The 26,081-nt window shown below is 63.0% G+C and carries 19 protein-coding genes; 1 reads left to right on the top strand and 18 read right to left on the bottom strand.

Translation table 11 applies throughout. The features are described from left to right. Nucleotides 1-287: 287 nt before the first annotated feature. From GDN70_RS07375 to mdeB, 8 genes are all read right to left on the bottom strand, one after another. A complete protein-coding gene (locus GDN70_RS07375; protein WP_028148929.1) occupies nucleotides 288-827 on the bottom strand; it encodes an FAD-dependent oxidoreductase in 540 nt (179 codons plus the stop codon). Nucleotides 828-986: 159 nt separating this feature from the next. Further along, nucleotides 987-3,161: a methylmalonyl-CoA mutase gene (gene scpA / locus GDN70_RS07370; RefSeq protein ID WP_152103671.1), complete on the bottom strand. Its 2,175-nt coding sequence runs from the start codon at nucleotides 3,159-3,161 to the stop codon at nucleotides 987-989. 34 nt (nucleotides 3,162-3,195) lie between these two features. Beyond that, nucleotides 3,196-5,073 (bottom strand): methylmalonyl-CoA mutase family protein, encoded by a 1,878-nt coding sequence (locus tag GDN70_RS07365; protein WP_152102336.1) that lies wholly within the window; start codon nucleotides 5,071-5,073, stop codon nucleotides 3,196-3,198. A 110-nt stretch (nucleotides 5,074-5,183) separates the two neighbouring features. Beyond that, complete coding sequence (locus tag GDN70_RS07360) at nucleotides 5,184-7,199, bottom strand: acetyl/propionyl/methylcrotonyl-CoA carboxylase subunit alpha (protein WP_038971299.1); 2,016 nt, start codon at nucleotides 7,197-7,199, stop codon at nucleotides 5,184-5,186. Between the two features lie 8 nt (nucleotides 7,200-7,207). Then, entirely contained in the window at nucleotides 7,208-8,737 is a 1,530-nt protein-coding gene (locus GDN70_RS07355) for an acyl-CoA carboxylase subunit beta (RefSeq protein WP_028140588.1), read from the bottom strand. Nucleotides 8,738-8,754: 17 nt separating this feature from the next. Next, the gene (lpdA, locus tag GDN70_RS07350; RefSeq protein WP_028140589.1) at nucleotides 8,755-10,467 is read right to left on the bottom strand and encodes a dihydrolipoyl dehydrogenase; all 1,713 of its coding nucleotides are present in this window, start codon (nucleotides 10,465-10,467) and stop codon (nucleotides 8,755-8,757) included. An 8-nt stretch (nucleotides 10,468-10,475) separates the two neighbouring features. Continuing rightward, a complete protein-coding gene (locus tag GDN70_RS07345) occupies nucleotides 10,476-11,756 on the bottom strand; it encodes a 2-oxo acid dehydrogenase subunit E2 (RefSeq protein WP_028140590.1) in 1,281 nt (426 codons plus the stop codon). Nucleotides 11,757-11,773: 17 nt separating this feature from the next. After that, nucleotides 11,774-14,452, bottom strand: a complete 2,679-nt coding sequence (mdeB, locus tag GDN70_RS07340; RefSeq protein WP_028149220.1) for an alpha-ketoglutarate dehydrogenase — start codon at nucleotides 14,450-14,452, stop codon at nucleotides 11,774-11,776. 371 nt (nucleotides 14,453-14,823) lie between these two features. Here mdeB and GDN70_RS07335 point away from each other — a divergent pair, with 371 nt between their 5' ends. Beyond that, nucleotides 14,824-15,684: a helix-turn-helix domain-containing protein gene (locus GDN70_RS07335; protein ID WP_173015766.1), complete on the top strand. Its 861-nt coding sequence runs from the start codon at nucleotides 14,824-14,826 to the stop codon at nucleotides 15,682-15,684. Nucleotides 15,685-15,756: 72 nt separating this feature from the next. Here GDN70_RS07335 and GDN70_RS07330 read toward each other — a convergent pair whose 3' ends face one another. The 10 genes from GDN70_RS07330 to GDN70_RS07285 all read right to left on the bottom strand — a co-directional run bounded on the left by GDN70_RS07330 (nucleotide 15,757) and on the right by GDN70_RS07285 (nucleotide 26,006). Continuing rightward, nucleotides 15,757-16,860: an ABC transporter substrate-binding protein gene (locus tag GDN70_RS07330; RefSeq protein ID WP_240536502.1), complete on the bottom strand. Its 1,104-nt coding sequence runs from the start codon at nucleotides 16,858-16,860 to the stop codon at nucleotides 15,757-15,759. A 197-nt stretch (nucleotides 16,861-17,057) separates the two neighbouring features. Next, the gene (locus GDN70_RS07325) at nucleotides 17,058-18,923 is read right to left on the bottom strand and encodes a long-chain fatty acid--CoA ligase (protein ID WP_028149222.1); all 1,866 of its coding nucleotides are present in this window, start codon (nucleotides 18,921-18,923) and stop codon (nucleotides 17,058-17,060) included. A gap of 1 nt (nucleotide 18,924) precedes the next feature. Further along, the gene (locus GDN70_RS07320) at nucleotides 18,925-19,704 is read right to left on the bottom strand and encodes an enoyl-CoA hydratase/isomerase family protein (protein WP_007594449.1); all 780 of its coding nucleotides are present in this window, start codon (nucleotides 19,702-19,704) and stop codon (nucleotides 18,925-18,927) included. 16 nt (nucleotides 19,705-19,720) lie between these two features. Beyond that, on the bottom strand, nucleotides 19,721-20,854 hold the full coding sequence (locus GDN70_RS07315) for an LLM class flavin-dependent oxidoreductase (protein WP_007594451.1): 1,134 nt from the start codon (nucleotides 20,852-20,854) through the stop codon (nucleotides 19,721-19,723). Between the two features lie 167 nt (nucleotides 20,855-21,021). Then, nucleotides 21,022-21,813, bottom strand: a complete 792-nt coding sequence (locus GDN70_RS07310; RefSeq protein WP_028140596.1) for a creatininase family protein — start codon at nucleotides 21,811-21,813, stop codon at nucleotides 21,022-21,024. Nucleotides 21,814-21,817: 4 nt separating this feature from the next. Further along, on the bottom strand, nucleotides 21,818-22,582 hold the full coding sequence (locus GDN70_RS07305) for an enoyl-CoA hydratase/isomerase family protein (protein WP_028140597.1): 765 nt from the start codon (nucleotides 22,580-22,582) through the stop codon (nucleotides 21,818-21,820). A 105-nt stretch (nucleotides 22,583-22,687) separates the two neighbouring features. After that, on the bottom strand, nucleotides 22,688-23,407 hold the full coding sequence (locus GDN70_RS07300) for an ABC transporter ATP-binding protein (protein ID WP_028140598.1): 720 nt from the start codon (nucleotides 23,405-23,407) through the stop codon (nucleotides 22,688-22,690). Then, nucleotides 23,400-24,125: an ABC transporter ATP-binding protein gene (locus GDN70_RS07295; protein WP_152102335.1), complete on the bottom strand. Its 726-nt coding sequence runs from the start codon at nucleotides 24,123-24,125 to the stop codon at nucleotides 23,400-23,402. The genes GDN70_RS07300 and GDN70_RS07295 overlap by 8 nt, the downstream gene beginning before the upstream one ends. After that, nucleotides 24,122-25,153 (bottom strand): branched-chain amino acid ABC transporter permease, encoded by a 1,032-nt coding sequence (locus GDN70_RS07290; RefSeq protein ID WP_240536500.1) that lies wholly within the window; start codon nucleotides 25,151-25,153, stop codon nucleotides 24,122-24,124. The genes GDN70_RS07295 and GDN70_RS07290 overlap by 4 nt, the downstream gene beginning before the upstream one ends. Continuing rightward, nucleotides 25,137-26,006, bottom strand: coding sequence for a branched-chain amino acid ABC transporter permease (locus GDN70_RS07285; RefSeq protein WP_038948803.1), 870 nt, complete (start codon nucleotides 26,004-26,006; stop codon nucleotides 25,137-25,139). Before GDN70_RS07285 ends, GDN70_RS07290 begins: the two co-directional genes overlap by 17 nt. Nucleotides 26,007-26,081 lie beyond the last annotated feature (75 nt).

Genomic DNA, 26,081 nt, shown 5'->3' with positions numbered 1-26,081 from the left:
CTCGATTGCGAGATGTAGAACTCGTACCAATCTGGCAAGACCAAGTTCTACAAACGCGAGCCGAACATGCGGATCGTTCACAATCCTGAGCTGGTTGTGTACAATGACGATGGATGCCGCGAGATCAGGTTTCCTCTCCAGAACGAAGTCTCGACATGCCGCGGCAAATTCCTCCTCTTGAACGCTCAAAGGTACCTTTACTTCCCTGCGAGAACTTCCCGCCATATTCGGGTCCCCTATGAACAATCGGCAGCGAGGCACCTGAGCCGGCTCAGGTTTTTGGATTTCTAGTGGCTCGCCCGCTTGGTCGATCTCTTCGGACCCGGCAACACATCCGTGCAAACACCTTCATACACTTCGCCAGCCAGGCCTATTGTCTCTCCGAACGTCGGATGCGGATGGATGGTCTTGCTGAGATCAATTGCATCGGCGCCCATCTCGATCGCCGGGCAGATTTCTCCAATCATGTCGCCAGCGTGCGGGCCAACGATCACACCGCCGATGATGCGGTGCGTCTCTTGGTCGATGATCAGCTTGGTCATGCCATAAGACGCGCCCGAGGCGATCGCTCTGCCCGAGGCAGCCCACGGAAACTTCGCGGATCTAACGTGCCTGCCTGAGGAGGCCGCTTCTTGTTCCATGATGCCAACCCAGGCCACCTCAGGATCAGTGTAGCCGACGTTCGGGACGATCTTCGCGTCAAATAAGCTCTTGAGCCCGGCAGCCGCTTCTGCCGCGACATGCCCCTCGTGAACCGCCTTATGGGCGAGCATCGGGTTACCCGCGACATCGCCGATCGCGAAAATATGAGGCAAATTCGTCCGCATTTGCCTATTGACTGCAACGAAACCTTTGCGTCGCATCTTACACCAATCTTCTCCAAGCCCAGATATGCGCTGTTCGGCACTCTGCCTGCGGACTGCAGGATCAATTCGTAAGTTCGACGCCCCGGCTTTGAGCTTTCAATCTGGACCGATACGCCGTTACTATCTGCCGTGGCGCTTACTATTTGCCGCCTCACTGTGCCCGAGCCGAGCATTGAGCTTCTGGATCAGCTGATCCGCGGCATCGGCGATCACCGTCCCGGGCGGGAAGATCGCCTCGGCACCGGCCGCGTAGAGCGCATCGTAATCCTGCGGCGGCACCACGCCACCGACAATGATCATGATGTCGTCGCGGCCCTGCTTCTTCAGCGCGGCTTTCAGCTCCGGCACGGCGGTCAGATGCGCGGCGGCGAGCGAGGAGACGCCGAGAATGTGCACGTCGTTCTCGACGGCCTGCCGCGCCGCTTCGTCGGCGGTGGCGAACAGCGGCCCGATGTCGACGTCGAAGCCGATGTCGGCGAAGGCGGACGCGATCACCTTCTGGCCGCGGTCGTGGCCGTCCTGGCCGATCTTGGCGACCAGGATGCGCGGACGGCGCCCTTCCGCTTCCTCGAAGGCATCGATCATCGCCTGAACCTTCTCGACCTGATTGCCCATGCTGGAGGCCTCACGCTTGTAGACGCCGGTGATGGACTTGATCTCGGCGCGGTGCCGGCCGAACACCTTCTCCATCGCGTCCGAGATTTCGCCGACGGTCGCCTTCGCCCGTGCGGCGTCGATCGCGAGCGCGAGCAGATTGCCATTGCCTTCACCGGCAGAGCGCGTGATCGCGGCCAGCGCGGCATCGACGTCCTTCTGGTTCCGCTCGGATTTCAGCCACTTCAGCTTGTCGATCTGAAGCCGCCGGACATTGGTATTGTCGACCTTGAGGATGTCGATGGGGGTCTCATCCGTCGGCTTGTACTTGTTGACGCCGATCACCGCCTGCTTGCCGGCATCGATGCGGGCTTGGGTCTTGGCAGAGGCTTCCTCGATGCGCAGCTTGGGCACGCCGGCCTCGATCGCCTTGGCCATCCCGCCGAGCTCCTCGATCTCCTGGATGTGGCCCCACGCCTTGGCCGCGAGGTCGCGGGTGAGGCGCTCGACGTAATAAGAGCCGCCCCAGGGATCGATGATGCGGGTGGTGCCGCTCTCCTGCTGGAGGAACAGCTGGGTGTTGCGTGCGATGCGCGCCGAGAAGTCGGTCGGCAGCGCCAGGGCCTCGTCGAGCGCGTTGGTGTGCAGCGACTGGGTATGGCCTTGCGTCGCCGCCATCGCCTCCACCGTCGTGCGCATCACGTTGTTGAAGACGTCCTGCGCGGTGAGCGACCAGCCGGAGGTCTGGGAATGCGTGCGCAGGGACAGCGAGCGCGGGTCCTTCGGATTGAAGGGCTTCAAGAGCTTGGCCCAGAGCAGGCGCGCGGCGCGCAGCTTGGCGACCTCCATGAAGAAGTTCATGCCGATCGCCCAGAAGAACGACAGCCGCGGCGCGAAGCGGTCGACGTCGAGACCTGCGGCGATGCCGGCCCTTAAGTATTCGACACCGTCGGCGAGCGTATAGGCGAGCTCGAGGTCCTGCGTCGCGCCGGCTTCCTGCATGTGATAGCCGGAGATGGAGATCGAGTTGTACTTCGGCATCTTCTGCGAGGTGTAGGCGAAGATGTCGGAGATGATCCGCATCGAGGGCGCAGGCGGATAGATGTAGGTATTGCGCACCATGAACTCTTTCAGAATGTCGTTCTGAATCGTCCCTGAAAGCTTTTCCGGCGGCACGCCCTGTTCCTCGGCGGCGGCGACGTAGAGCGCGAGGATCGGCAGCACAGCGCCGTTCATAGTCATGGATACGCTCATCTGGTCGAGCGGGATCCCCACGAACAGCGTGCGCATGTCGTAGATGGAATCGATCGCAACGCCGGCCATGCCGACATCGCCGCCGACCCGCGGATGATCTGAGTCATAGCCGCGATGGGTGGCGAGGTCGAAGGCGACCGAGAGACCCTTCTGCCCGGCGGCGAGGTTGCGGCGGTAGAACGCGTTGGAATCCTCCGCCGTGGAGAAGCCGGCATATTGCCTGACCGTCCAGGGCTGGTTGACATACATGGTCGGGTAGGGACCGCGCAGGAACGGCGCGATGCCTGGCCAGGTCTCAAGGAAATCGAGCCCGGCGATATCTGCTTCTCCGTATGCTGACTTGACCGGAATGCCCTCCGGAGTCACCCACGGATCGACGGAAACAGAAGAAGCGGCGACCGAGCACCTTTCGAAAGCAATACTTGCAAAATTCGGGATAACGCTGATGGATGACATCTGAGTGTTCGCGTTCGATTGTCGATTATCCGGAAACCTTCGGGTTTTGGATCCGGTTGTAAGCGGCATTTAGCGTTGCCAAGGCGTCGCAACTGACGTGAATAAAGCTGCAGATGCCAGCCCGCCGAAACGCGGCCTCGGATTGAGAGGGAAGTCCCGCCAAATAGATGTGCCTAGCTCCGACTTGCTGAAGCGCGTGGGCGGAGATTTCGGCGCGCTCCGCATAGATCTTATCGCTGGAGCAAAGGCAGGCAAGTTCGGCACCAGATCCCGTGAATGCGAGGGCAAGCTCGGCTGGGTCGGCGAAGCCGGCGCCGTCGATAGCCTCAATTCCTCCCGCTTCGAAGAAGCTCTTGGCGAATGTCGCGCGGGCCGTAAAGTCGGTCGGTGTGCCGAGATTAGCAAGAAACACTCGCGGCCGCGCGCCGAGTAGCTTCAATATCGCATCGGACTTATCGCGGAGCGATTCGAAGGGTTCCGCAAGCCGGATCGGCGGCAGTGCGTCGAATACGAATTTCTGATCAAAGCTAGGCGGAAGAGCCATCGGTCTTACGCTTAGTACCGCCGCTGCGCCTTCGCCAAGGTTTGCGAACTCGCTCACTCCGGTCAGCGGGTCGCTGCGTTTCGCGAGATTTGCACGGCGCGCTGTGCGTGTAGCTGTGATCTTCGCCTGAAGCGTTCCTTGCTGTAGAGCGGCAAAAATGCCGCCCGCATTTTCAGTCTCTTGAAAACTCCTCCAGGCCGCGTCGCAAAGCTCCGTTGTTAGCGCCTCAATGCCGCCAGCACCTGCGGCAGGATCGCTAACCTTGGCAAGATTGCTTTCCTCCAGCAGCAGAAGCTGCGTGTTGCGGGCCACGCGCCGGGCAAACGAGTCTGGAAGGCCGAGCGCCAACGTGTGCGGCAGAACTGTGATCGCATTGGCACCGGCGATTCCCGCAGAGAATGTCGCCAAGGTAGCGCGCAACATGTTTACGTAGGGATCGCGCCGGGTCAACATGCGCCAGGACGTGTCAGCCGCAATGAACAGCGGCCTCGGCGCCACACCGCACGCCGATTCGATGCGCGCCCAGAGGAGCCGCAACGCGCGGAATTTAGCCATAGTCAAAAACTGGTCGGCGTCAGCAGTGAGTCGCGCATAGATCATACTTCGCGCTTGATCCAGCGGAATGCGCGCCGCCTCCATAGCGTGCAGATATGCCACGCCGCAGGCGAGCACAAAGGCAAGCTCCTGCACTTCTGAGCCGCCGGCGTCATGAACGATACGCCCGTCGCTCGCGGCAAACGGCCCCTTGAACCCCAGCGTTACAAGCCCTTTGATCGTGCTGGCAACGTTCCGTGCGATTTCTTCCCAAGTGTATGGACTGCGTCCGCTTAGGGCGCACGCGCCCAGCGGATCGAGCCCAAATCGAATGTCGCAGACGGCAGGATCGAGACCGACCGACTTCACATATTCCGCAACATGGATCGCGGTCTTACGCCCGTCTGTACCAATTTGAAGTTCAATCCCGATGCCGGCATCAAGGTGGACGTCCTTTAAAGCTTTGGCGACGGCACCTGCCGTTTGATCGAGACCGAACCCGCGGCTGCAGTTGGCGCCGGCAAAGACGAGCGCCAGGCCCGTCGCCCCATTCTCCAGATCGTGAAGGGCCTGCCTATTGGCCGTCACCGCGTCTGGATGATCGATGCGCTGTATGATCTGCCAAGGCGCCGCGGGTGCCCGCCCGTCGACTAGTGCAATGTCTTTCGCGCGGAGATAAATCGGCTCGATTCTCAAGTCGTCGTACGTCCTACCAATCAGCTTTTCGAACGGCGCTCCCTTTAGCACGCCATCAACCAGCTTGTGCCAGTCCTGGCGTGAAGCAGGCGCAAAGCCCGATGCCAATGCCAACCGTTCGGTTTTCATCAAGTCCACCTAATCCCAAGTGACGCCGAGCTGCCCAACATGACTTCTGCCTGGAAGTAACCGGAATTCCTGCAGACAGGCTGCCCATCTCAGGTCGCCTCTTGCGGTGTTCAGGAAAACTCCAAAATCAGCGCGTCGACCGCGAGCGTCGCACCGGCACTGGCGTGGATCTTCTTCACGGCGCCGTCTTGCTCGGCGCGCAGCACGTTCTGCATCTTCATGGCTTCGACGACCGCGAGCGTCTCGCCGGCCTTGACCTCCTGCCCCTCCGTTACCGCGATCGAGACGATCAGCCCGGGCATCGGACACAGCAGCTTCTTGCCGGTATCGGCGGCCGTCGTCACCGGCATCAGCCGCGCCGAGGTCGCTTCCGCTTCGGTCCAGACATAGACCGGGACTTCGACGCCCTGATGCGCGAGGCGGATGCCGTTGGCAATCGGCCGCACCTGCACCGCGGCGAGGTGGCCGTCGATGGTGCCCTGCCAAACCGGATCGCCCGGCTTCCACGACGAGACCAGCAGATGCGAATTGCCGGCCTTGCCCTCGGCGTCGACGAAGCGGATCGCGATGGCGGCTCCCTCGCGTGCGACCTCGAGCAAAATCTCCTGCCGATCGAGCCACACCGCGCGGCGGCGCTCGCGCTGCACGACGCGGCCGCCCATCTGGCCCGAGATCTGTCGCTTGCGCTCACCAAGCACGTGATCGATGGCGGCGCCGACTGCTGCGATGCGCCGGGCGACCTCGCCCTCCGGCACGCGCACCGCAAAGCCCTTGGGGAACTCCTCGGCGATGAAGCCGGTCGAGAGCCTTCCCTCGCGCCAGCGCGGATGATGCATCAAGGCCGACAGGAACGGAATGTTGTGGCGGATGCCGTCGACGTAGAACGAGTCCAGCGCAGTGGCCTGCGCCTCGATCGCAGCGGCGCGCGACGGGGCGTGAGTGACGAGCTTGGCGATCATCGGATCGTAATGGATCGAGATCTCGCCGCCCTCCTGCACGCCGGTGTCGTTGCGCACGCTGATGCCGCCCTCGCTCGCTTCCGCCGGCGGGCGATACTTCACCAGGCGCCCGATCGAAGGCAGGAAGTTGCGGAACGGATCTTCGGCGTACAGACGGGACTCCACCGCCCAGCCGGTCAGCGTGACGTCCTTCTGCGCCAGTGCCAGCTTCTCGCCGGCGGCCACGCGGATCATCTGCTCGACCAGGTCGACGCCGGTCACGAGCTCGGTGACGGGATGCTCGACCTGCAGGCGCGTGTTCATTTCCAGGAAGTAGAAGCTCTTGTCCTGGCCGGCGACGAACTCGACCGTGCCGGCGGAGTCGTAATTCACGGCCTTGGCCAGCGCGACCGCCTGCTCGCCCATCTTGCGGCGGGTGGCCTCGTCGAGCAGCGGCGACGGCGCCTCCTCGATGACCTTCTGATTGCGGCGCTGGATCGAGCATTCGCGCTCGCCGAGATAGATCACGTTGCCATGCTTGTCGCCCAGCACCTGGATCTCGATGTGGCGGGGATCGACGATGAACTTCTCGATAAAGACGCGGTCGTCACCGAACGAGGCCTTGGCCTCGGCCTTGGCGAGGTTGAAGCCTTCGGCAACCTCGGACTTCGAATGCGCGATGCGCATGCCCTTGCCGCCGCCGCCGGCGGACGCCTTGATCATCACGGGATAGCCGATCTCGTCGGCGATCGTGACCGCGTGCTTGTCGTCCTCGATGACGCCGAGATAGCCGGGCACGGTCGAGACCTTGGCCTTGGCGGCCGCCTTCTTCGACTCGATCTTGTCGCCCATCGCCGCGATCGCGCCCGGGTTCGGGCCGATGAAGACGATGCCTGCTGCCTCCAGCGCGCGCGGAAACGCCTCGCGCTCGGACAGGAAGCCGTAGCCGGGATGCACGGCCTGTGCGCCGGTCTTCTTGCAAGCTTCGACGAGCTTCTCGATCACCAGATAGCTCTCGGCCGCCGCCGGCGGGCCGATCAGCACCGCCTCGTCGGCCATCTCGACATGCAGGGCATCGCGGTCGGCCTCGGAATAGACGGCAACCGTCTCGATTCCCATCTTGCGGGCGGTCTTGATGACCCGGCAGACGATTTCGCCGCGATTGGCGATCAGAATCTTCTTGAACACAGCTCTTCCTACAACGGAATGTTGTCGTGCTTCTTGGCCGGCATCTCGACCTTCTTGTCCCTAAGCATCTCCAGCGCGCGGGCGATGCGCTTGCGGGTCGAGTGCGGCATGATGACGTCGTCGATGTAGCCGCGTTCCGCCGCGATGAACGGCGACAGGAAGCGGTCTTCGTATTCCTTGGTGCGCGCCGCGATCTTGTCGGGGTCGCCGATGTCGGAGCGGAAGATGATCTCGACCGCGCCCTTGGCGCCCATCACCGCGATCTGGGCGGTCGGCCAGGCGTAGTTGAGGTCGGCGCCGATCTCCTTGGAGGCCATGACGTCGAAGGCGCCGCCATAGGCCTTGCGGGTGATGATGGTGACGAGCGGCACGGTGCACTGCGAATAGGCGAACAGCAGTTTCGCGCCGTGCTTGATCAGGCCGCCATATTCCTGCGCGGTGCCCGGCAGGAAGCCCGGCACGTCGACGAAGGTGACGATCGGGATGTTGAAGGCGTCGCAGAAGCGGACGAAGCGCGCGGCCTTGCGCGAGGCGTCGCTGTCGAGCACGCCCGCCAGCACCATCGGCTGGTTGGCGACGAAACCGACAGTACGGCCCGCGATACGGCCGAAGCCGGTGACGATGTTCTTGGCAAAACCCTCGGCGATCTCGAAGAAGTCGCCCTCGTCCACGACTTTCAGGATCAGTTCCTTCATGTCGTAGGGCTTGTTCGGATTGTCGGGGATCAGCGTGTCCAGCGACATGTCGACCCGCTCGATGGAATCGAAGCTCGGCCAATCCGGCACGCCGTCGGTGTTGTTCGCCGGCAGGAAGTCGATGAGACGGCGCATCTGCAAAATCGTCTCGACATCGTTCTCGAAGGCGCCGTCCGCAATCGAGGAGCGCGTGGCGTGCACCGAGGCGCCGCCGAGCTCTTCGGCGGTGACGACCTCGTTGGTGACCGTCTTCACGACGTCGGGGCCGGTGACGAACATGTAGCTGGTGTTCTTCACCATGAAGATGAAGTCGGTCATGGCCGGCGAGTAGACGTCGCCACCGGCGCAGGGGCCCATGATGACCGAGATCTGCGGGATCACGCCGGAGGCAAGCACGTTGCGGCGGAACACGTAGGAATAGCCGGCGAGCGCGGCGACGCCCTCCTGGATGCGCGCGCCGCCGGCATCATAGAGGCCGATGATGGGCGCCCGCGCCTTCATCGCCAAGTCCTGGAGCTTTGTGATCTTCAGCGCGTGGGTCTCGGACAGCGAGCCGCCGAACACCGTAAAATCCTTGGCGAAGACAAACGTTTTGCGGCCGTTGACGGTACCCCAGCCGGTGACCACGCCGTCTCCCGGAATCTTGGTCTTCTCCATCCCGAATTCGGTCGAGCGGTGCTGGACGAACATGTCCATCTCCTCGAACGAATGCTTGTCGAGCAGCAGGTCGATCCGCTCCCGCGCGGTGAGGCGGCCGCGCGCATGCTGCGCGTCGATGCGCTTCTCGCCGCCGCCGAGTTTGGCACCGGCGCGACGTTGTTCAAGGGCTTCGATAACGGACATCGATTGGGCCAACTGATCTACCGCTTTCTGGCGATTGGAGGCAGGTCGGTGCAAATGCCCTCATGGACTTCGGCAGCCATGCCGATCGTCTCGCCGAGGGTCGGATGCGGGTGAATGGTCTTTCCGATATCGATCGCGTCAGCCCCCATTTCGATAGCGAGACAGATTTCCCCGATCATATCGCCGGCATGCGGTCCGACGATCACGCCCCCGACGATGCGACCGGTTTCGGCGTCGAACAGCAGCTTCGTCATGCCATAGGATGCGCCCGACGCGATGGCCCGGCCGGACGCGGCCCATGGGAATTTTGTCGAACGGATCTTCCGTCCGGATTCGGCGACATCACGCTCGGACTTGCCGACCCAGGCGATCTCAGGATCGGTGTAGGCGACATTGGGGACGATCTTCGCGGTAAAGGCCGCCGGCTTCCCGGCAGCTACTTCCGCGGCGACGTGCCCCTCGTGAACGGCCTTGTGCGCCAGCATCGAACCGCCGACGACGTCGCCGATGGCGAAGACGTTGCGCGCCGTCGTTCTCATCTGCTCGTCGACCTGAATGAAGCCGTTCGAATCGATGGCAACGTCGATCCGTTCGAGGCCGAGCTCGCTACTGTTGGGAACACGGCCGGCCGATTGCAACACCAAATCGTACGATCGTGTCCGTACCGATGCGCCTGTGGTACCGACCCTCACGCCGTCCGGCGTGATTTCGGCGGTTGATACGCTGCTTGCAACGTCGATATGCTCGAAGCGATGCGCGTTGCGCGAACGCCAGATCTTCACCGCGTCGGCATCCACGCCCGCCAGGATATCGGGAAGCCTTTCGACAAGATCGATCTTGGTGCCGAGCGAGTTGTAGACGGTCGCCATCTCCAGCCCGATGATCCCCGCTCCGATCACGAGCATGCGGCCCGGAATGCTTCGCAGCGCGAGCGCGCCGGTCGAGGTCACGACCCGCTCATCCTTGGGAAGCACCGCTAGCTGCACCGCGCGCGAGCCCGTGGCGATGATGCATTGACCAAATTCAATTTGCTGCGAGCCTGCCCCCTCACCGACAATCTCGAGCCGCGTGGCGGAGGCGAATTTCGCGATGCCGCGGATCACCGTGACGCGGCGCGCTGCTGCCATCTGGCTCAGCCCATCCGTCAGCTTCTTGACAGTGCCGTGCTTGAAGGCGCGCAGCTCCTGCAGATCGATCTGCGGCGCGGCGAAGCGAATGCCCTTGTCCGCGATCCGTTTGGCTTCCTCCTTGACGGCCGCAACATGAAGCAGCGCCTTCGACGGGATACATCCAACGTTCAGGCAAACTCCGCCCAAGGTGCCGTAGCGTTCGACGATCGCGGTGTTCAGTCCAAGGTCTGCGGCCCGAAACGCTGCTGAATAGCCGCCCGGCCCGCCTCCGATCACGACAAGATCGTAGCGCGTATAATCTGTTGCGCGCTGGCCAACATCCTGATCCGCTGAGATCGTCTCGCCTTGCGCGCCCGCTTCGTCCGACGCCGACGCCGTGCCAATCATGGAGCCTTGAGACACCTTGTCTCCAACACGCAGCGACATGCTCGTGATCACCCCTGCGATCGGCGACGGAATCTCCAGCGTGGCCTTGTCGGATTCCACTGTGATCAATGCCTGCTCTCGCACGACGACGTCGCCTGCCCTGACGTGGACCTCGACGACCTCGACGTCTCGAAAATCCCCGATGTCGGGGACCCGAATTTCCTCTGTCCGCATCTGCGTCCTCACAACGCGAAGCGCCGCAGATCGGAGAGCACCGACGCGACGAAGCCCAGGAACCGGGCCCCAGCCACGCCGTCGACGACCCGGTGATCCCACGACAGACTCATCGGAAGGATGAGGCGCGGTTCAAACTCGCGGCCGTTCCAGACCGCCTCGGTGGCGGCCCGCCCGGCGCCGAGGATCGCCACCTCGGGCGCGTTGATGATGGGCGTAAATCCCTGACCGCCGATGCCTCCGAGAGACGACACCGAGAAACAGCCGCCCTGCATGTCGCTCGACGCGAGCTGCCCCGCGCGCGCCTTGTCGGCGAGCGAGCGCATCTCCGCGGCAATTTGCCGAAAGCCCTTCTTATCGCAGTCCCGGATCACCGGCACGACCAGACCTCTCGGCGTGTCGACAGCGACGCCGATGTGGACATAGTGCTTGAGGATCAACTCATCGCCATCGAGCGACGAATTGAAGCGCGGGTATTTCTGCAGCGCCAAGGCCGCGGCCTTGATCAGCAGCGACACCATGGTGAGCTTCGCCGTGTCCTTCGCGGCCTCGGCATTGGCGAGTTGACGAAAGGCTTCGGCGTCGGTCACATCCGCTCTGTCGAAATTCGTTACATGGGGAATGACGCTCCAGTTGCGCGAGAGGTTCGTACCGGTCAGCTTCTGGATCCGTGTCAGCGGCAGGCGCTCGACCGCGCCGTACCTCTCGAAATCCACCTTGGGCCAATCGACCGGGGCGCCGGGCTCAGGCGCCGTCGCCGGTCTCGATCGCACCAGTCCGTTGACGAAGGCCGCCACATCCTCGCGCAAAGTCCGGCCCTTGGGGCCTGTGGGCACGACAGAGTCCAGCGTCACGCCGAGCTCACGCGCCAAAGCGCGGACCGACGGCGATGCATGCGCCGCCCCGCTAAGCTGCGGCTGCTGTGCACGTGCTCGCGAGTCATCGACTGGAGCCACGGGCGCCGGCCGTGACAGCGCCTCCTGCTGCGAGATCCGTTGCTCCACCTGCGGTGCCGACGCAGTCGCCGGCGGAGGCGCGGTGGATTCGCCGCGCCCTTCGAGGACCATCAGAACCGAACCTTGAGAAACCCGCACCCCGACGTCGATCATCAGTTTGGCCACCGTGCCTGCGGCCGGGGATGGCACCTCCATCGTCGCCTTGTCGGACTCGATCGACAGCAACGGCATGTCGATCGTGACCTCGTCGCCGACCGACACATTGATTTCGACTACCGGAACATCCTTGTAGTCCCCAATATCTGGCAGAACGACTTCAATTGAACGAGACATGCGCGCTCCGCCCTCTCTCAGCGCGACCAAGGCGACGCAACGCCGGTCGGCAATTCGTAGCTGGCGATGGCTTCGGCGACCTGCTCACGCGCCACTTGACCCAATTTTGCCAGCGCCGAGAGCGCCGCAACGACGATCTGCTTGCGATCGACCTCGAAGAACGATCTCAGCGCGGCGCGTGTATCGCTGCGCCCGAAGCCGTCGGTGCCCAGCACCGTATAGGGCGCCTCGATGTAAGAACCGATCAGTTGCGGATACGCCCGGACATAATCCGATGCCGCGACGATCGGCACCTTGCCGCCGAGGCATTGTACGACGTGGCTCTCGACCGGGGTCGACAGTGGCGAGAGCCGATTAGTTCGCTCCACATCGCGCGCCTCCCGCGCCAGCTCGGAAAAGCTCGTTGCCGACCAGACTTCACAGGCCACTTTCCATTCGCTTTGCAGCATCGCTGCGGCGGCGAGCGCCTCCGGGAGAATGGCGCCCGAGCCGACCAGCCTGATCTTCGCCGGCCCGTCAGCGCTCGGCAGAACCCGATAGAGACCCTTGATGATGCCGTCGCGTGCATCGTCGGGCATCGAGGGCTGCGCATAGTTCTCGTTCATCGCCGTGAGGTAATAGAACTCGTCGTTGCCCTGCTCGAGCATCGACCGCATGCCGTGATCTACGATGACGGCCACCTCGTAGGAGAATGCCGGATCGTAGGCCCGGCAGTTCGGAACGGTCGCCGCCATCAGATGGCTGGACCCGTCCTGATGCTGCAAGCCTTCGCCGCCGAGCGTCGTCCGGCCGGCCGTCGCCCCGATCAAAAAGCCACGCGCGCGCTGGTCCGCCGCCGCCCAGATCAGATCGCCGACCCGCTGAAAGCCGAACATCGAATAGTAGATATAGAACGGCAGCAACGGGAAGTTATGGATGCTATAGGAGGTCGCCGCCGCGGTCCATGACGAAATCGCCCCCGCCTCGGTGATCCCCTCCTCCAGCAATTGACCGTCGATCGCTTCCTTGTAGTACAGCATCGAACCGGCATCTTCCGGCTCGTAGAGCTGTCCCGCCGGCGAGTAGATGCCGACCTGTCTGAACAGGTTCGCCATTCCGAAGGTGCGGGCTTCGTCGGCGACGATCGGGACGATGCGCGGGCCGAGCGTTTTGTCCTTGAGCAAATTGGTGAACAGCCGCACGATCGCCATCGTGGTCGACGTCTCCTTGCCGTCGCCGCGCAGCGCGAACTCCGCGTAGGATTGCAGCGGCGGCACCGGCAGCGCCGCCGAAGCGCGTCGCCGCGCCGGCATGTAGCCACCGAGTGCCGCGCGACGGGCGCGCAGGTACTGAATTTCCGCGCTGTCTTCCGCAGGCCTGAAGAATTCCAGATCCTCGACTTGCTCGTTGCTGAGCGGCAGGGCGAACCGGTCGCGGAACGCATACAGCGCGTCGACATCGAGCTTCTTGGCCTGGTGCGACGTCATGCGCGACTCGCCGGCGCCGCCCATGCCGTAGCCCTTCTTGGTCTTCGCCAGAATGACGGTCGGCCGACCCTTAATGTCTTTCGCGGCGGCAAAGGCCGCGAACAGCTTCTTGAAGTCGTGGCCACCGCGCTTAAGGCCGTCGATATCCGCGTCCGACATGTGCGCAACTAGCGCCCGGACCTCGGGATCCTCGCTGAAGAAGTGGGCGAGGTTGTAGGCCCCATCCTTGGCGCCGAGCGTCTGATATTTGCCATCGACGGTGTCGGCGAATTTGCGCAGCAGCGCATGCTTGCTATCGCGCGCGAAGATATCGTCCCAGTCCGATCCCCACAGCACCTTGATTACGTTCCAGCCGGCGCCCTGGAAAAGTGATTCGAGTTCCTGAATCACCTGCCCGTTGCCGCGGACCGGCCCATCCAGGCGCTGCAGGTTGCAATTGACGACGAAGGTGAGGTTGTCGAGATTTTCCCGCGCCGCCAGGGCGAGCCCGGCGATCGATTCCGGCTCGTCCATCTCGCCGTCGCCGAACACACCCCAGACGTGACGACCAGCCGTCTGCACCAGGCCGCGATGCTGCAGATACTTCATGAACCGCGCCTGGTAGATCGCGCTGATTGGCCCAAGGCCCATCGACGCCGACGGCACCTGCCAGAACTCCGGCATCAGCCAGGGATGCGGATAGGACGACAGACCGGGGCCGCTCAGTTCCTGGCGATACAGCTTCAGATTTTCGTCCGACAGTCGGCCTTCGAGATACGCTCGTGCATAGACTCCGGGAGACGAATGCGGCTGGAAATACACCAAGTCGCCCTCCGACTCGGAGCTTGACGCGCGAAAGAAATGATTGAAACCGACTTCGAAAATCTCCGCGGCCGAGGCGTAGCTGGCGACGTGCCCGCCGAGCTCCCCATAGGCCTTGTTGGCACGGACCACCATCGCGAGCGCGTTCCAGCGAATGATCGCCGTCAGGCGGGTCTCGATCGCGATGTCGCCGGGGTAGGGCTTCTGCTGCTCGAGCGGAATAGAATTGCGATAGGGCGAAAACGGCGGAGAGTCCGGCAGAACGCCGAGCTCCTTCGCGCGCCGATCGAGCGCAGCCAGGATGTAACGCACGCGCTCGGCACCGGCGCTGTGGTGGAGCGATCCAAGCGAGGCGAGCCAATCGGCGGTTTCGACCGCATCCTGATCGGCGTTGACGACCTTGCGTGGCGGATCGATGTGTGCAGTCATGCGTCGGGCTCCGAGAAAGCCCGCACTTGGTAGCATCGGGTGCTATGGCACGTGCTGCTGAATTCGGCCGCGTTCCGACGGATTGCCCGGCTCCGGCGGGACGCGGAGGCTCGCATCGCAGCATTCTCTGCTGTTGGTTTAATCGGGCGAGTGATCGAGCCGTCGGCCGCCTGAAAGGTGCTCCCGCTTGGTCACGGCGCAGCATGCCGCATCGCTCAGCGCTCACGCCGCAGTAGCGGGCATGTTGTCGCAGATCAGCGAACTCGACGGCTCGCCGCGACTAGTGACCTGACCTTTCAAAACAGCTAACCTCGGCTAGCAGCAGGATCTGCATCAAGGCTTGACTGACTTGACGAATTGGCAGGATTGAAATGCCGCCCGAGACCGAGTTCGATCGCGATTTTGCGCGAATGGATCTGCCCGATCTTCGGATCAACTATGATCCTGTCGATCCGGATCAGTTCGATCGTCCCGTCACTTCATTCTGTCTCGAAACCAGCAAAGACAACGACGACCTGCCGCTGCACTCACACCGCAAAGGCCAATTGGTCGTCGCATCTCACGGCTCGGTGATGTGCCGGGCGCCCGGCGGCTTGTGGATCGTGCCTCCGCAAGGCGCGGTATGGATCCCGGCCGGCGTGCAGCACAGCAATTGCGTGGCCGATTTCGGCAAACTCTACACAGTGTTCATCGATCCGCAGGTCAGCATGCTGCCGCGGACCTGCTGCACGCTGATGATCACGTCGCTGGTGCGGGAATTGATTCACCGCCTCTCGGTGTTCCCACCGCTCTATCCGCTGGAAGGACCGACCAGCCGTCTCGGCCGGGTTTTGCTCGACGAACTCGTGCAGATGTCGACGACGGATGAAATGTATTTGCCGATCTCCCCCGACGCCCGTCTTCAACACCTCGCGACCTCCTTGTTGAATAATCCGGGCGACCGCAGCACGATGGACGAAGTCGCCTCGCGCTACGCGATGAGCGAGAGTACCTTCGCACGCTTCATAGCCAAGGAAACGGGGATGACCTTCGGGCGCTGGCGCCAGCGTCTCCACATTCTGATCGCCATGCAACGCCTCACGGCGGGCACTTCGGTCCAGGCCGTGTCGCTGGAACTGGGGTACGAAACCCCCAGCGCGTTCATCACGATGTTCAAGAAGACGATGGGAAAGAGCCCCCGCCGCTTCCTTGCCGAGCGGTCGCGCCTGATTAATTCGGACAGTTTGCCCTAGCTCGCACGTCCCTGCCTGGGCACTTGACGACCGCGACCCCGCGACGCTTTCGCGGGGCCGCCCGTAACGACGTCAGCGTTTGCTGTAAGGCGCAAGCGGATACTCGAGCGACGCTTCCGCAATGGCCTTTGGAGCCACCACCCGAGGCCTGCCTTTCAAACCCTGCAGCATCACCATCGAACAGTGGATGTTCTGGCCGGTCTCGTCGAACTTGGTGTTGTCGCCGTACATCAGGATCGGCTTCATGTCGGTCTTCTTGAGCGCGCCGTGAATCGCCGCGGACTCCGGCGAAGCCGCCCGCGTCACGGCGTCTGCGACGATCTGCACCGCCTCGAACGCGCAGCCCGCATTGGCATCGAACCAGTCGTTCGGGTAGTCGGCCGCGAACATCTTCATGATCTTGTCGGTCTCGGCGCCCTTGGGATTGAGCCACAACGCCGACAGAACCGGACCGTCACCATACTTTCCGAGCGCGTCGTGATACGCCTTGTCGGACACGCCGTTGGAGTTGGGCGAAAACACCATCTTCGGGTCCCAGCCCTGCTTGATGCATTCGCGCGCGATCATGATCGCGTCGTTGACGCGCGTGACCGAGATCAAAGCATCGGCACCCGACGCTTTCGCCTTGGCAACTTCCACCGACAGATCCTTGGCCTTCTCGTCATAGGCAACGTGCTGCGCGATCTTGAGCGGAACATCCACTTCCTTCCACGCCTGATCGATGCTGGCCGCCGTCGACTGCCCCATCGTGTTGTTGAGATGGAGAACGACGGCGCTGCTCGGCGGATCCTTCAGCGTGCCGAGCACGGACTTCAGCTCGGCCAACGATTGCCGCACGATGGTCAGCGACGTGGGGTAATAGCGGAACACCTGGGTGAAGCCCTGTGAAGTTACCTGGGTGGCGCTCGCGATGTGGACCACCATCGGCACCTTGGCGGCCTCGCAGGCCTGCAGCGCCGAAATGGTGGCACCGGAATCCCACGCGCCGATCAGCACGGTGCAGCCCTGCCGGATCAGGCTCTCGGCGGCAATCCGGCCGTTCTCCGGACGGCTTTGCGTATCGGCGTGAACGATCTCGATGTCGAGGCCGAACTTCTCACGCGCGAATTTGGCGCCGAGATCGATGCCGCGCACGCAGGCCTGACCGGGAAACGCCAGCACGCCGCTGCTGGGCATGATCGCTCCGACTTTCACTTTCGTGTTCGCCGCAAACGATGGCCTTGATACCAGGCCTACCGCAATTCCCAATCCGCTTCCGACAATCGTCCGCCGCGTGATTCCGCTTCGCTTGGTCATCTCGATGTCCTGTTGCTGAAGGAGTGAAATCTTATCTCGACTGTTAGCTTCGTACGTTTTGGGACCGACCGCCGACCTCAAAGGCCCATCTCGGCCTTGATCAATTCTTCCTCGGTTTCGTCGTAGAGCGACGCGATCAGCGACTGATAGCGCTCGTTGATCTGCTTGCGACGCTTCTTCCGCGTCGGCGTCATCACGCCGTTCTCGAGCGACAGCTCCTCTGGCAGAATGCGGAACGCCTTGATCTGCTCGGCTCGCGCCAGCCTTCCGTTGGCCTTGCCGATCTCCGCCTCGATCAGCCGGTTGACGATCTCGGAGCCTGCCAGGTCCGCGTAACTCGCGATCTTGTCGTCGCGCGACTTCGCCCAGTCCATTGTGGCGGTGGCATCCACTTCGATCAGGGCGGTGAGATATTTTCGCCCCTCGCCGATCACAGCCGCCTCGGAGATGAACGGGCTGTGCCTCAGCTCGTTTTCGATCTGAGTCGGGCTGATCGATTTGCCGTTCGACGTGTTGATGATCTCCTTCTTCCGGTCGACAAGCTTGAAGGTTCCTTCCGGCGACACTTCGACGATGTCGCCGGTGTAGAGCCAGCCGTCGCGAAGCGCCGCTTTCGTCTCGTCCGGCTTGTTCCAATAGCCCGCGAACAATCCCGGTCCACGGACGATCATCTCGCCGTCCTGGAGCACGGCGGTTTCCCAGGCCGGATCCGGCAGCGGGACCCCGACGTTGCCGGCCTTCGGCCACTCCGCCATCTGCACCAGATTGGCACCGACCAGTTCGGTCTGGCCGTAGCACTCCTTGAGCTGCAAGCCCCACAACTGCCACAGCGACATCAGCTCGGACGGCATCGCCGCCGACGAGGTGAACGCGACCTTCAGTTCGTCGAAACCGACCTCCGCGAGCAGCGGCAGGAACACTTGCTCGCGGCAGGCCGCGAACAGTTTCGAGACGAAGGCATCCTCGTGGCCGCGCTGACGGTCTTCGAGCGCCCTGCGCGCGATCGTCACGGCAAGCGTGTAGTTCTGATCTCCCGCTTCACCGGCGGGATGCACCTTGCTGAGGATCTGTGTCGCAAAGCGCTGGTAGAACCGCGGCGGCGCCATATAGTAGGTCGGCTTCACCTCTTTGATCGTCTGGGCGAAGTCCGCGGTCGTCTCGCCGAAATATGGAACTGCGTCGGCGATCAGCGGCAACGTGGTCGCCTGCCCGCGCGCCACAGTGTGCGACATCGGCAAATGCACGACCACCCGGTGTTCCTCTTCGCGCATACTGGGGCCGAACAGGGTGATGCAATGAACGCCGGCGAGAATGGAAAGGTGCGTCAGCATGGCGCCTTTGGGGTTTCCGGTCGTCCCGGACGTATAGCCGATGCTGACGACATCGGACGCCTTTGCTGTCGCGCTCTCCTTCTGCAGATAGTCATGCGCATCGACATCGTGTGCTCCAACAAAGTCGGCCAGCGACTTGATCAACGCCGAGGCCTCGCCGGTCCAATCCGGGTCGAGCACGATGATGCCGCGGAGCTGCTCGGCCCGACCGGAGGCGAGCACGATGCGAAGCTGCGGCTCCCCGCCGACGAACGCGAACTTCGCGCCTGAATCCGTGAAGCAGTAAGCCACTTCTTCGGGTGACGAGGTGAAGTAAACGCCCACCATGACGCCGCCGGCGCACATCGTGGCCATGTCGGCGATCAGCCATTCCTCGGACGAATCGCCCATGATCGCGACCCGATCGCCGCGCTCGAGACCAGCACGCCGCAGCGCGCTGGCCAGGTTCACGACACGCTGCGCATAGGCGCCCCACGTCATGGCGGTCCAGGCGCCGTGACGCTTTTGTTGCAAGGCGATCTTGTCGGGCCGCTCCGCGAGTCGCGCGGCCAAAAGCTGCACGACGGTCGTATCCGCCAACTGGGCGCCGGATGTCATCTCAGCGACGTTCATCTCAGCGCTCCGCGAAACGCTTGCGCTTGGCCGCGAATGCGGCAACCGCCTCGGCCCGCTCGGGCGACTTGAACGTCAACATCTCCAGCGCCGCAGAGGTGTCGAGCAGCAGGTGGGCGTACTGCTTGATGATCTTGTTGACGCTGTACTTGGTCCACACGATCGATTCCTTCGGCCCGCTTGCCAGCAGTTCGGCGTATTCGATCGCGGCATCGAGAACGTTGCCGTCTGCGACCACCTCGTTGATCATACCGATAGCAGCCGCTTTCTCGGCGGAGATGAATTCGCCGGTCATCAGATAGTGCTTCGCGCGTACCGGCCCCATCAGCAGCGGCCAGATCACCGCGCCGCCATCGCCCGCGACGACGCCGGCATTGACATGCGTGTCGGCGAAACGGGCTGTCGAGCTCGCATAGATCACGTCGCAGAACAGCGCGAGCGTGGCACCCAGGCCGACCGCGACACCGTTGACGGCCGCGACGATCGGCACTTCGACTTCCAGCATGTTGCGGATGAGGTGGCGACCGCTGCGCGTCGGGGACGGCAGCGTTCCCTTATCCAGCGACTTCTGATCGCCACCAGAGCAAAATCCGCGGCCCGCACCGGTGAGAACGATCGCGTTGACAGAACTGTCGTGATCCAGCTTGACGAAGACGTCTTCGAGCTCCTCGTGCATCTCCCAGTTGATCGCGTTGAGGATCTCCGGGCGGTTCATCGTGACGATCGCGACGCCAGTGGCGCGCTGCTCGACGATCAGGTACTTGTAGCCGTATTGCGACATTGATTTCACCGTTCGATTACTGCTTCTGGGTCCGCATCAGCCGGATCTGCCCGAGAATCTCCTCGGTCGGCCGCACGACGTTGTTTCCGTCGTTGAAATGCGGGATGACGTAGCGACCGACCATGTCGATCGCCTCCATGATCTTTTCGTGCGGGACGGAGTCCATGTGCAGCAGCACCTCGTCGATACCCATGGCCTCGAACTTCTCGATCTGACGAATGACCGTATCGGGGCTGCCGCACACCGTCGTGGCCGACTCGTTGACCAGATAGTCCCAGTCGTTGGCGGCGCGCTCCATCGACGGCACGCTCTCCCCCATGTATTTGTAGTCGTCGGCAATCGCCGCGAGACGCGGATAGGCATCGGTCGAGATCTTGGCATAGTGCATTAGCGGGCCGGCATAATCCGCCTTGGCCTGCTCGTCCGTTTTCCCGATGCCGATGAACAGCGGAATGCCGATACGCGGACGCTGCAGCGGTCCCTCCGCGTCGCACTTCCAGTTTTTTTGATAGGCGTCGATCAGCTTCTGCTGAGCTTCCCAGCCCTGATAGATGTTGCTGCTCATCACGGCGAAGCCCTGCGAGGCCGCCCAGAGATGACTGCGCTCGCTGGTCGCCGCGATCCCGATCACCGGATGCGGCTTCTGCAGCGGCTTCGGAACCAGCTGGCGCGGTGGGATCTGGTAGTACTTGCCGTCAAACGTGAAAATGTCCTGGCGCATCGCCGTTTTCAGCAGCGCCAGCCCTTCTTCCATCTGCGCCAGCGTTTCGTTCGGATCGACGTTGAACGCCCGCATCGCGATGGTGGTGTTGGCGCGGCCGCCGTAGAATTCCATGCGGCCGTTGGACAGGATGTCGGTCACGGCAAGCCGCTCGGCCGAACGCAAGGCGTGGTTGATGCGCTGCGGCATCAGCGTCACCGCCGCGCGCAGCTTGACGCGCGACGTCACCGCGGCCAGATAGCCGAACACCACTTCGGGCGCCGAGCTCGAGATCCCGCCCAGTGCCACGTGCTGCTCGGAGAGCGCGACGCAGTCGAAGCCGACCTTCTCGGCCAGACGGACTTCGTCGACCAGTTCGTGAAGCCTGCGCGAGTAACTGTGGCCGACCTGGGTTTCCTGTTCAGACCAGAACCCAAACGTAAGTGCCATGTCTCAATCCTTTTAGCTTGCGAGATGGCACAGGGTTTCATAGGCGTGGCGATATTTTCGCCCGAAAGCCGCGTTGCGTAGTAACGCTTTCCGAATTTTATGCTGTCAGCATTCGCAACATGGCAGACGCCCCGGGAAGCTTCGCCACGCAGCGGACGGGCTGACCGTCAACGGCGGGCGATGGCGGCTCCGGCCTCGCTATCGAAGGTCTTGATCAGCAACTCGGCGACCGCCGCGAGGCACGCTTCGCCGATGGCGTAGCTCGAGCCGATCGGACTTCCGATCACGCCGTTCTGCGAAACCGATCGGATGCCGTTCTTCCACATCAGTTCGAGATCAGCCTCCGACAAGCCGCCAAGATGGCCCACCTCGAAGCGGTCCGGTCTGACGCTGTCGGGCCTAATGACCATCATCAGCGACGTCTCGGCGATGTCGGCGTGGCCGCCGACGGCCAACACGTCTCCTCCGGCTTCGCGCACCGCATCGCGCCACGTGTCGATCCATTTCGTCGAGTCGAAGAACGCCAGGATCTCGACATCCGAGGGGACGGCCTCGCGCAAGCGACCGAGCATGTCCTTCAGGACCGGAAAATTGCCGATGTGACCCGAGTGAATCAGGATACGCTTGAAGCCGTGCCGCGCCAGGCTTGTGCAATAATCGACACAAATCGCTTCCAGCGTCCCCGGCCGTAGCGAGATCGTACCCGCGAATGGCAGATGGTGAGACGAGCAGCCGACCGTGATGGTCGGCGCCACCAGCGTGTTGCCGCGGCTGCGCGCGATCCGCTCGGCCAGAGCATCGGCATGATCCGCATCCATGCCCAAAGACAAATGCGGCCCATGCTGCTCGACGGCCCCCAGCGGGATCACTACCGTCGTGCACCCATCGGCCAGCGCCGCGGCGACTTCCTCGTGGCTCATCTGCTCCAGATAGATCTGATCGGGATATCCGCGCGTCATCGGCTCAACCCTTACTGTTCTTTGATAGAAATCTTGCACGCGCTTTGGTTGAGCTCTCGGCTGTGACATAGGCGTCGAGGTCGGCCACGGTCATTTTTTCGAGCGCCTGATCGCTCATTTGCGCGGTGAGGTTGAGCGATCGCTTGATGGCATGGAACAGCTTGCGGTCTTTCTGCCGCAACACGCCGCACACGTCTCGCGCACGGGATGCGACCTCCTCGGTCGGGACGATCTCGTTCACGGCGCCGATCGCCACGGCGCGCTCCGCGCCGACGAGCTCGCCCCAGTACAGCAGCTCTTGCGCCGCCCGCACGCCGAGCTTCTCGACGGCCCGGCGCATGCCTTTGGTCACCGGCAGCAGGCCATGGTTGATTTCCGGAAATCCAATCTTGCACGCCGCATCGGCCACAACATAGTCCGCATGCAGCAGAAACTCCAGGGCGCCTCCGACCGCATAGCCGCGGACGGCGCAGACGATCGGGCCCGGATAGTTCTCCATCGCCACGAGGAGTTCGTGGAAGAACCGGATGCGCGGCCTAGCGACGTCGATCCCGACGACTTCCTTGATGTCGCCGCCTGCGCTGAAGAAGCGGTCGCCGCTTCCGGTGAGCACGATGCCGGGCGGATTCTCGTCGTCGGCAAGGCGCCGGATCGCCTCCAGCAACTCGACGATTAGTTGCGCATTCAGCGCATTGGCCGGCGGCCGGTTCATCGTGATCGTGACCAGGTCTTGATCACGCTCGATCAGGAGAGAAGTGGCAGTATTCATCAATGAGACCCAAGCGAGAGGCGGCTGCAACAGCCGGGGAGCGGTGGACCGAACGGCGGCGAGACGAGAGCCGCAACGCCCGACGCCTCGCCGAGACGGCGCGCCTCACAATCCCAGATAGGCGCGCTGGACATCGGGGTTCTCGAGCAGATCGCGGCTAGATCCATGCAACACCACGGAGCCGTTCTCGAGCACATAGCCGCGGCTGCTCAGAGCGAGCGACTTGGCGACATTCTGCTCGACGAGAAGGACCGTGATGCCCTGCTCGTTGAGGGATTTGACGACGCTGAACATCACATCGGTCAGCGCCGGCGACAGTCCGATCGACGGCTCGTCGAACATCACGATTTCTGGCTTCGACATGATCGCCCGACCGATCGCCAGCATCTGTTGCTCGCCGCCGGACAGCGTGCCGGCGAGTTGGTCGCGGCGCTCGCGAAGTCGCCCGAACAGCTGATAGACGGAATCAAGCGTATTTGCCAGGTCGTGCCTGGCCCGCTTCAGCGAGCCGCCGATCAGCAGATTGTCCTCGACGGAGAGCGCACTGAAAATCTGGCGGCCCTCGGCGACCTGAGCGATGCCCATTTCGCAGATGTCCCACGGCGGTAGCCGCGAGATTTCGACTCCGTTGATCCTGACGGAACCGCGCGACGACGGCACGATCCCCGCGATTGATCGGATCAGAGAGGTCTTGCCGGCGCCGTTGGCGCCGACCACGCAGATCAGTTCACCCTTGCCGATGCGGAGCGACACGCCGTTCAGCGCATTGGAGCCGTCATAGGCCACGCACAGGTCGTCGACTTCGAGAAGCGCGTCGTCAGGCATGGAAACCGGCTCCCAGATAACTTTCCAGCACCGCAGGATCCGCTACCACCTCTGACGGCTTGCCCTCGGCGATCTTGGCGCCGTGGTGTAGCACCACCACGGTCGACGCCACTTCCATCACGATCCGCATCACGTGCTCGACCAGTAGGATCGTCAGTCCACCCTCGGCGAGCCGGTGCAGCACGCCGACGACGCATGCCGCTTCGGTCGGACGCAGCCCCGCCATCACTTCGTCGAGCAGCAGCAACTTGGGGCGAGTCGAGAGCGCCTTCGCCATCTCGAGCATCTTGCGATCGGGCAACGTCAACTGATCCGTCCGGGCATTCGCCTTGCCGGCGAGCCCGACATTTTCGAGCGACTCATACGCCTTGTCCCGCGCCTCCTTGACGTTCGTCGTCCAGCTGAAGGCGCCCACCATGGCATTCTCGAGCACCGACATATCTTTCATCGGTCGGACGATCTGGAAGGTGCGCGCAATGCCCATGCGGCACACCGCTTCGGGCGGCTCGCGCTCGAGCGAACGCCTCTCGAATAGCACCCGCCCGGCGGTCGGTCTCAGCGCCCCGGCGACGAGATTGAAGCAGGTGGTCTTGCCGGCGCCGTTCGGCCCGATAAGGGCGGTGATGCGGCCTGCCTGCAGTGAGAAGCTGACGTCATTGACCGCGACCAATCCAACGAACGCTTTGGTCAGGTTCTTCACTTCGAGCAGCGCGGTCATTCCTCGACCTTCCGCAATTGTGAGATCCGGCCGCGCGCCGGCAGCTGGATCGCCTCGTAGAGCCGGACGATCGCCGGCCAGATGCCGTCGGGCAGAAACCACACGACCAGGATCAGCACCGCCCCGTAGGCGACGCTGTTCAGTCCGGGGAGCCCCAGGCTGTCGCCGAGCGCCCCCATGGCGTGATGCAGCGGGATCGCGGCCATCGAGCCGACCAGCGGGCCGAACGCAGTGCCCAATCCGCCGACCACAGGGCCGATCAGTACGTCGACCGAGATCGCCATGCCCATGATCGAATCCGGAAAGATCGCACCCTGCACCAAGCCCAGCACGCCGCCGCCGACCGCGGCCGTCGCGGCCGATATCGAGACCACCAGCACCTTGTGGCGAAACGTCCGCACCCCCAGTGCGCGGGCGGCCTCTTCGTCGTCCCGCATCGCCCGCCAGACATAGCCCCAATAGGACCGTGAGATCAGCTCCGTTCCCGCGACGCCGATGGCCGCAAGCGCGAGCGCGACGAAGTAGTAGAACCGCGCGTCACCGCGCAGCATCCCGAGGTCCATCGTGCCGCTCGGCGCCTGATAGAACAGGCCCTGCATGCCGCCGACATAGTCCCACCCGCCGAACATGATCCGGGCGAATTCGGCGGCTGCGATCGTGAGCAGCGCGAAATAGATGCCACGGACCTCGAAGCGGAAGCTCAGCCACGCCAGCACCGCGCCGACGAAGCCCGCAATCACCGCGCCCAGCAGCAGACCGATCCACGGGGTGACGCCGTATTTGATGTTCAGGATCGCCACCGCATACGCACCGATTCCAACGAACAGCGCGTGACCGATGGATAGCTGCCCGCCGATCCCGAGCATCAGGTTCCACGATTGTCCCATGAAGGTGAACAACAGGACGATCGTCAGAAGTGAGATGACGTAGGCGTTGGACATGCCACCCACCACGGCCAGGGCGGCGAAGACCAGAGCGCCGGCACCCCAACGCTTGGTGTCGCTGGCTTGATCAGATGTCCTTTGCACCGAAAAACCCCCTCGGACGGAAAATCAGGATGATGATCAGGAGCGCGTAAGGGAGTGCTGTTTTCATCGACGGCGTGAACATCAAGGCCGCGATCGCTTCGGCGACCCCGATCGTCAGGCCGCCCAGAAGAGCGCCACCGAAGCTGCCGAGACCGCCGACGATCACCGTCACGAAGGCCAGCAGCGTGAAGTCGACGGCGAGATAGGGCTGCGCATCGAACAGCGGCGAGATCAATGCGCCGGCGACGCCAGCGCAGGCGGCTCCGATGCCGAAGGTCACCGCATAGACCCGAGGGATATTCAGCCCGACCACCAGTCCGCCCAGTCGATTATTGGCGGCGCCCCGCAGCGATCGGCCGAATGCGGAGTACTTCAGATAGGCTCCCAGTGCGGCGATCAGCAGTCCGGCCGTAGCGGCCGCCTGGATGCGGGCCCAATCCAAGGTGAGCGGACCCACGCTCACGGTCTGGAAGGACAACTGAGACGCCGTCGGCCGCGGATCCGGACCGAACGACATCAGCAATACGCCGCTGAAAAGCAGTGAGAGGCCGATGAAGACGATGAACTGATAATGATGCGGCCGATTGACGAACCGCTTCACGACGAGCGTCTCTAGCAGATAGCCGAACACGAACATGACGACCGCGGCGATCGCGGCGGCTATAACGATCGGGATGTCACAGATTTGAACGGTCCAGTATCCGATGTAGATCCCGAACACGACCATCTCGCCATGAGCGAAATTGACCACGCGCATAACGCCGAAGATGATGGTGAGACCGAGCGCGACGAGCCCGTAAACCAGCCCGATGAGCACCCCGCCGGCGATGACATTGAGCCAGAGCGACAGCATCAGCGACCGACCGCCGATGGATGCGCGATAGAAAGTCTTCGTCTTCCTTGCATGCTGATCGGTTCCATCTTGGCT

Origin of the sequence: Bradyrhizobium sp. TM102 (assembly GCF_009176685.1) — a bacterium.
Lineage (GTDB): Bacteria > Pseudomonadota > Alphaproteobacteria > Rhizobiales > Xanthobacteraceae > Bradyrhizobium > Bradyrhizobium ottawaense.
Note: the sequence above shows the minus strand (reverse complement) of the source record. Positions and strands in the feature narration are given on the sequence as shown.

What these genes read in the sequence shown, in the direction of transcription:
- GDN70_RS07285 (WP_038948803.1), bottom strand. Translation starts at nt 26,006, where the DNA reads ATGCTGTCGCTCTGGCTCAATGTCATCGCCGGCGGGGTGCTCATCGGG.
- GDN70_RS07320 (WP_007594449.1), bottom strand. Translation starts at nt 19,704, where the DNA reads ATGTCGCAATACGGCTACAAGTACCTGATCGTCGAGCAGCGCGCCACT.
- GDN70_RS07345 (WP_028140590.1), bottom strand. Translation starts at nt 11,756, where the DNA reads ATGTCTCGTTCAATTGAAGTCGTTCTGCCAGATATTGGGGACTACAAG.
- GDN70_RS07305 (WP_028140597.1), bottom strand. Translation starts at nt 22,582, where the DNA reads ATGAATACTGCCACTTCTCTCCTGATCGAGCGTGATCAAGACCTGGTC.
- GDN70_RS07295 (WP_152102335.1), bottom strand. Translation starts at nt 24,125, where the DNA reads ATGACCGCGCTGCTCGAAGTGAAGAACCTGACCAAAGCGTTCGTTGGA.
- GDN70_RS07375 (WP_028148929.1), bottom strand. Translation starts at nt 827, where the DNA reads ATGCGGACGAATTTGCCTCATATTTTCGCGATCGGCGATGTCGCGGGT.
- GDN70_RS07365 (WP_152102336.1), bottom strand. Translation starts at nt 5,073, where the DNA reads ATGAAAACCGAACGGTTGGCATTGGCATCGGGCTTTGCGCCTGCTTCA.
- mdeB (WP_028149220.1), bottom strand. Translation starts at nt 14,452, where the DNA reads ATGACTGCACACATCGATCCGCCACGCAAGGTCGTCAACGCCGATCAG.
- GDN70_RS07335 (WP_173015766.1), top strand. Translation starts at nt 14,824, where the DNA reads ATGCCGCCCGAGACCGAGTTCGATCGCGATTTTGCGCGAATGGATCTG.
- GDN70_RS07330 (WP_240536502.1), bottom strand. Translation starts at nt 16,860, where the DNA reads ATGCCCAGCAGCGGCGTGCTGGCGTTTCCCGGTCAGGCCTGCGTGCGC.
- lpdA (WP_028140589.1), bottom strand. Translation starts at nt 10,467, where the DNA reads ATGCGGACAGAGGAAATTCGGGTCCCCGACATCGGGGATTTTCGAGAC.
- GDN70_RS07310 (WP_028140596.1), bottom strand. Translation starts at nt 21,813, where the DNA reads ATGACGCGCGGATATCCCGATCAGATCTATCTGGAGCAGATGAGCCAC.
- GDN70_RS07300 (WP_028140598.1), bottom strand. Translation starts at nt 23,407, where the DNA reads ATGCCTGACGACGCGCTTCTCGAAGTCGACGACCTGTGCGTGGCCTAT.
- GDN70_RS07325 (WP_028149222.1), bottom strand. Translation starts at nt 18,923, where the DNA reads ATGAACGTCGCTGAGATGACATCCGGCGCCCAGTTGGCGGATACGACC.
- GDN70_RS07355 (WP_028140588.1), bottom strand. Translation starts at nt 8,737, where the DNA reads ATGTCCGTTATCGAAGCCCTTGAACAACGTCGCGCCGGTGCCAAACTC.
- GDN70_RS07315 (WP_007594451.1), bottom strand. Translation starts at nt 20,854, where the DNA reads ATGGCACTTACGTTTGGGTTCTGGTCTGAACAGGAAACCCAGGTCGGC.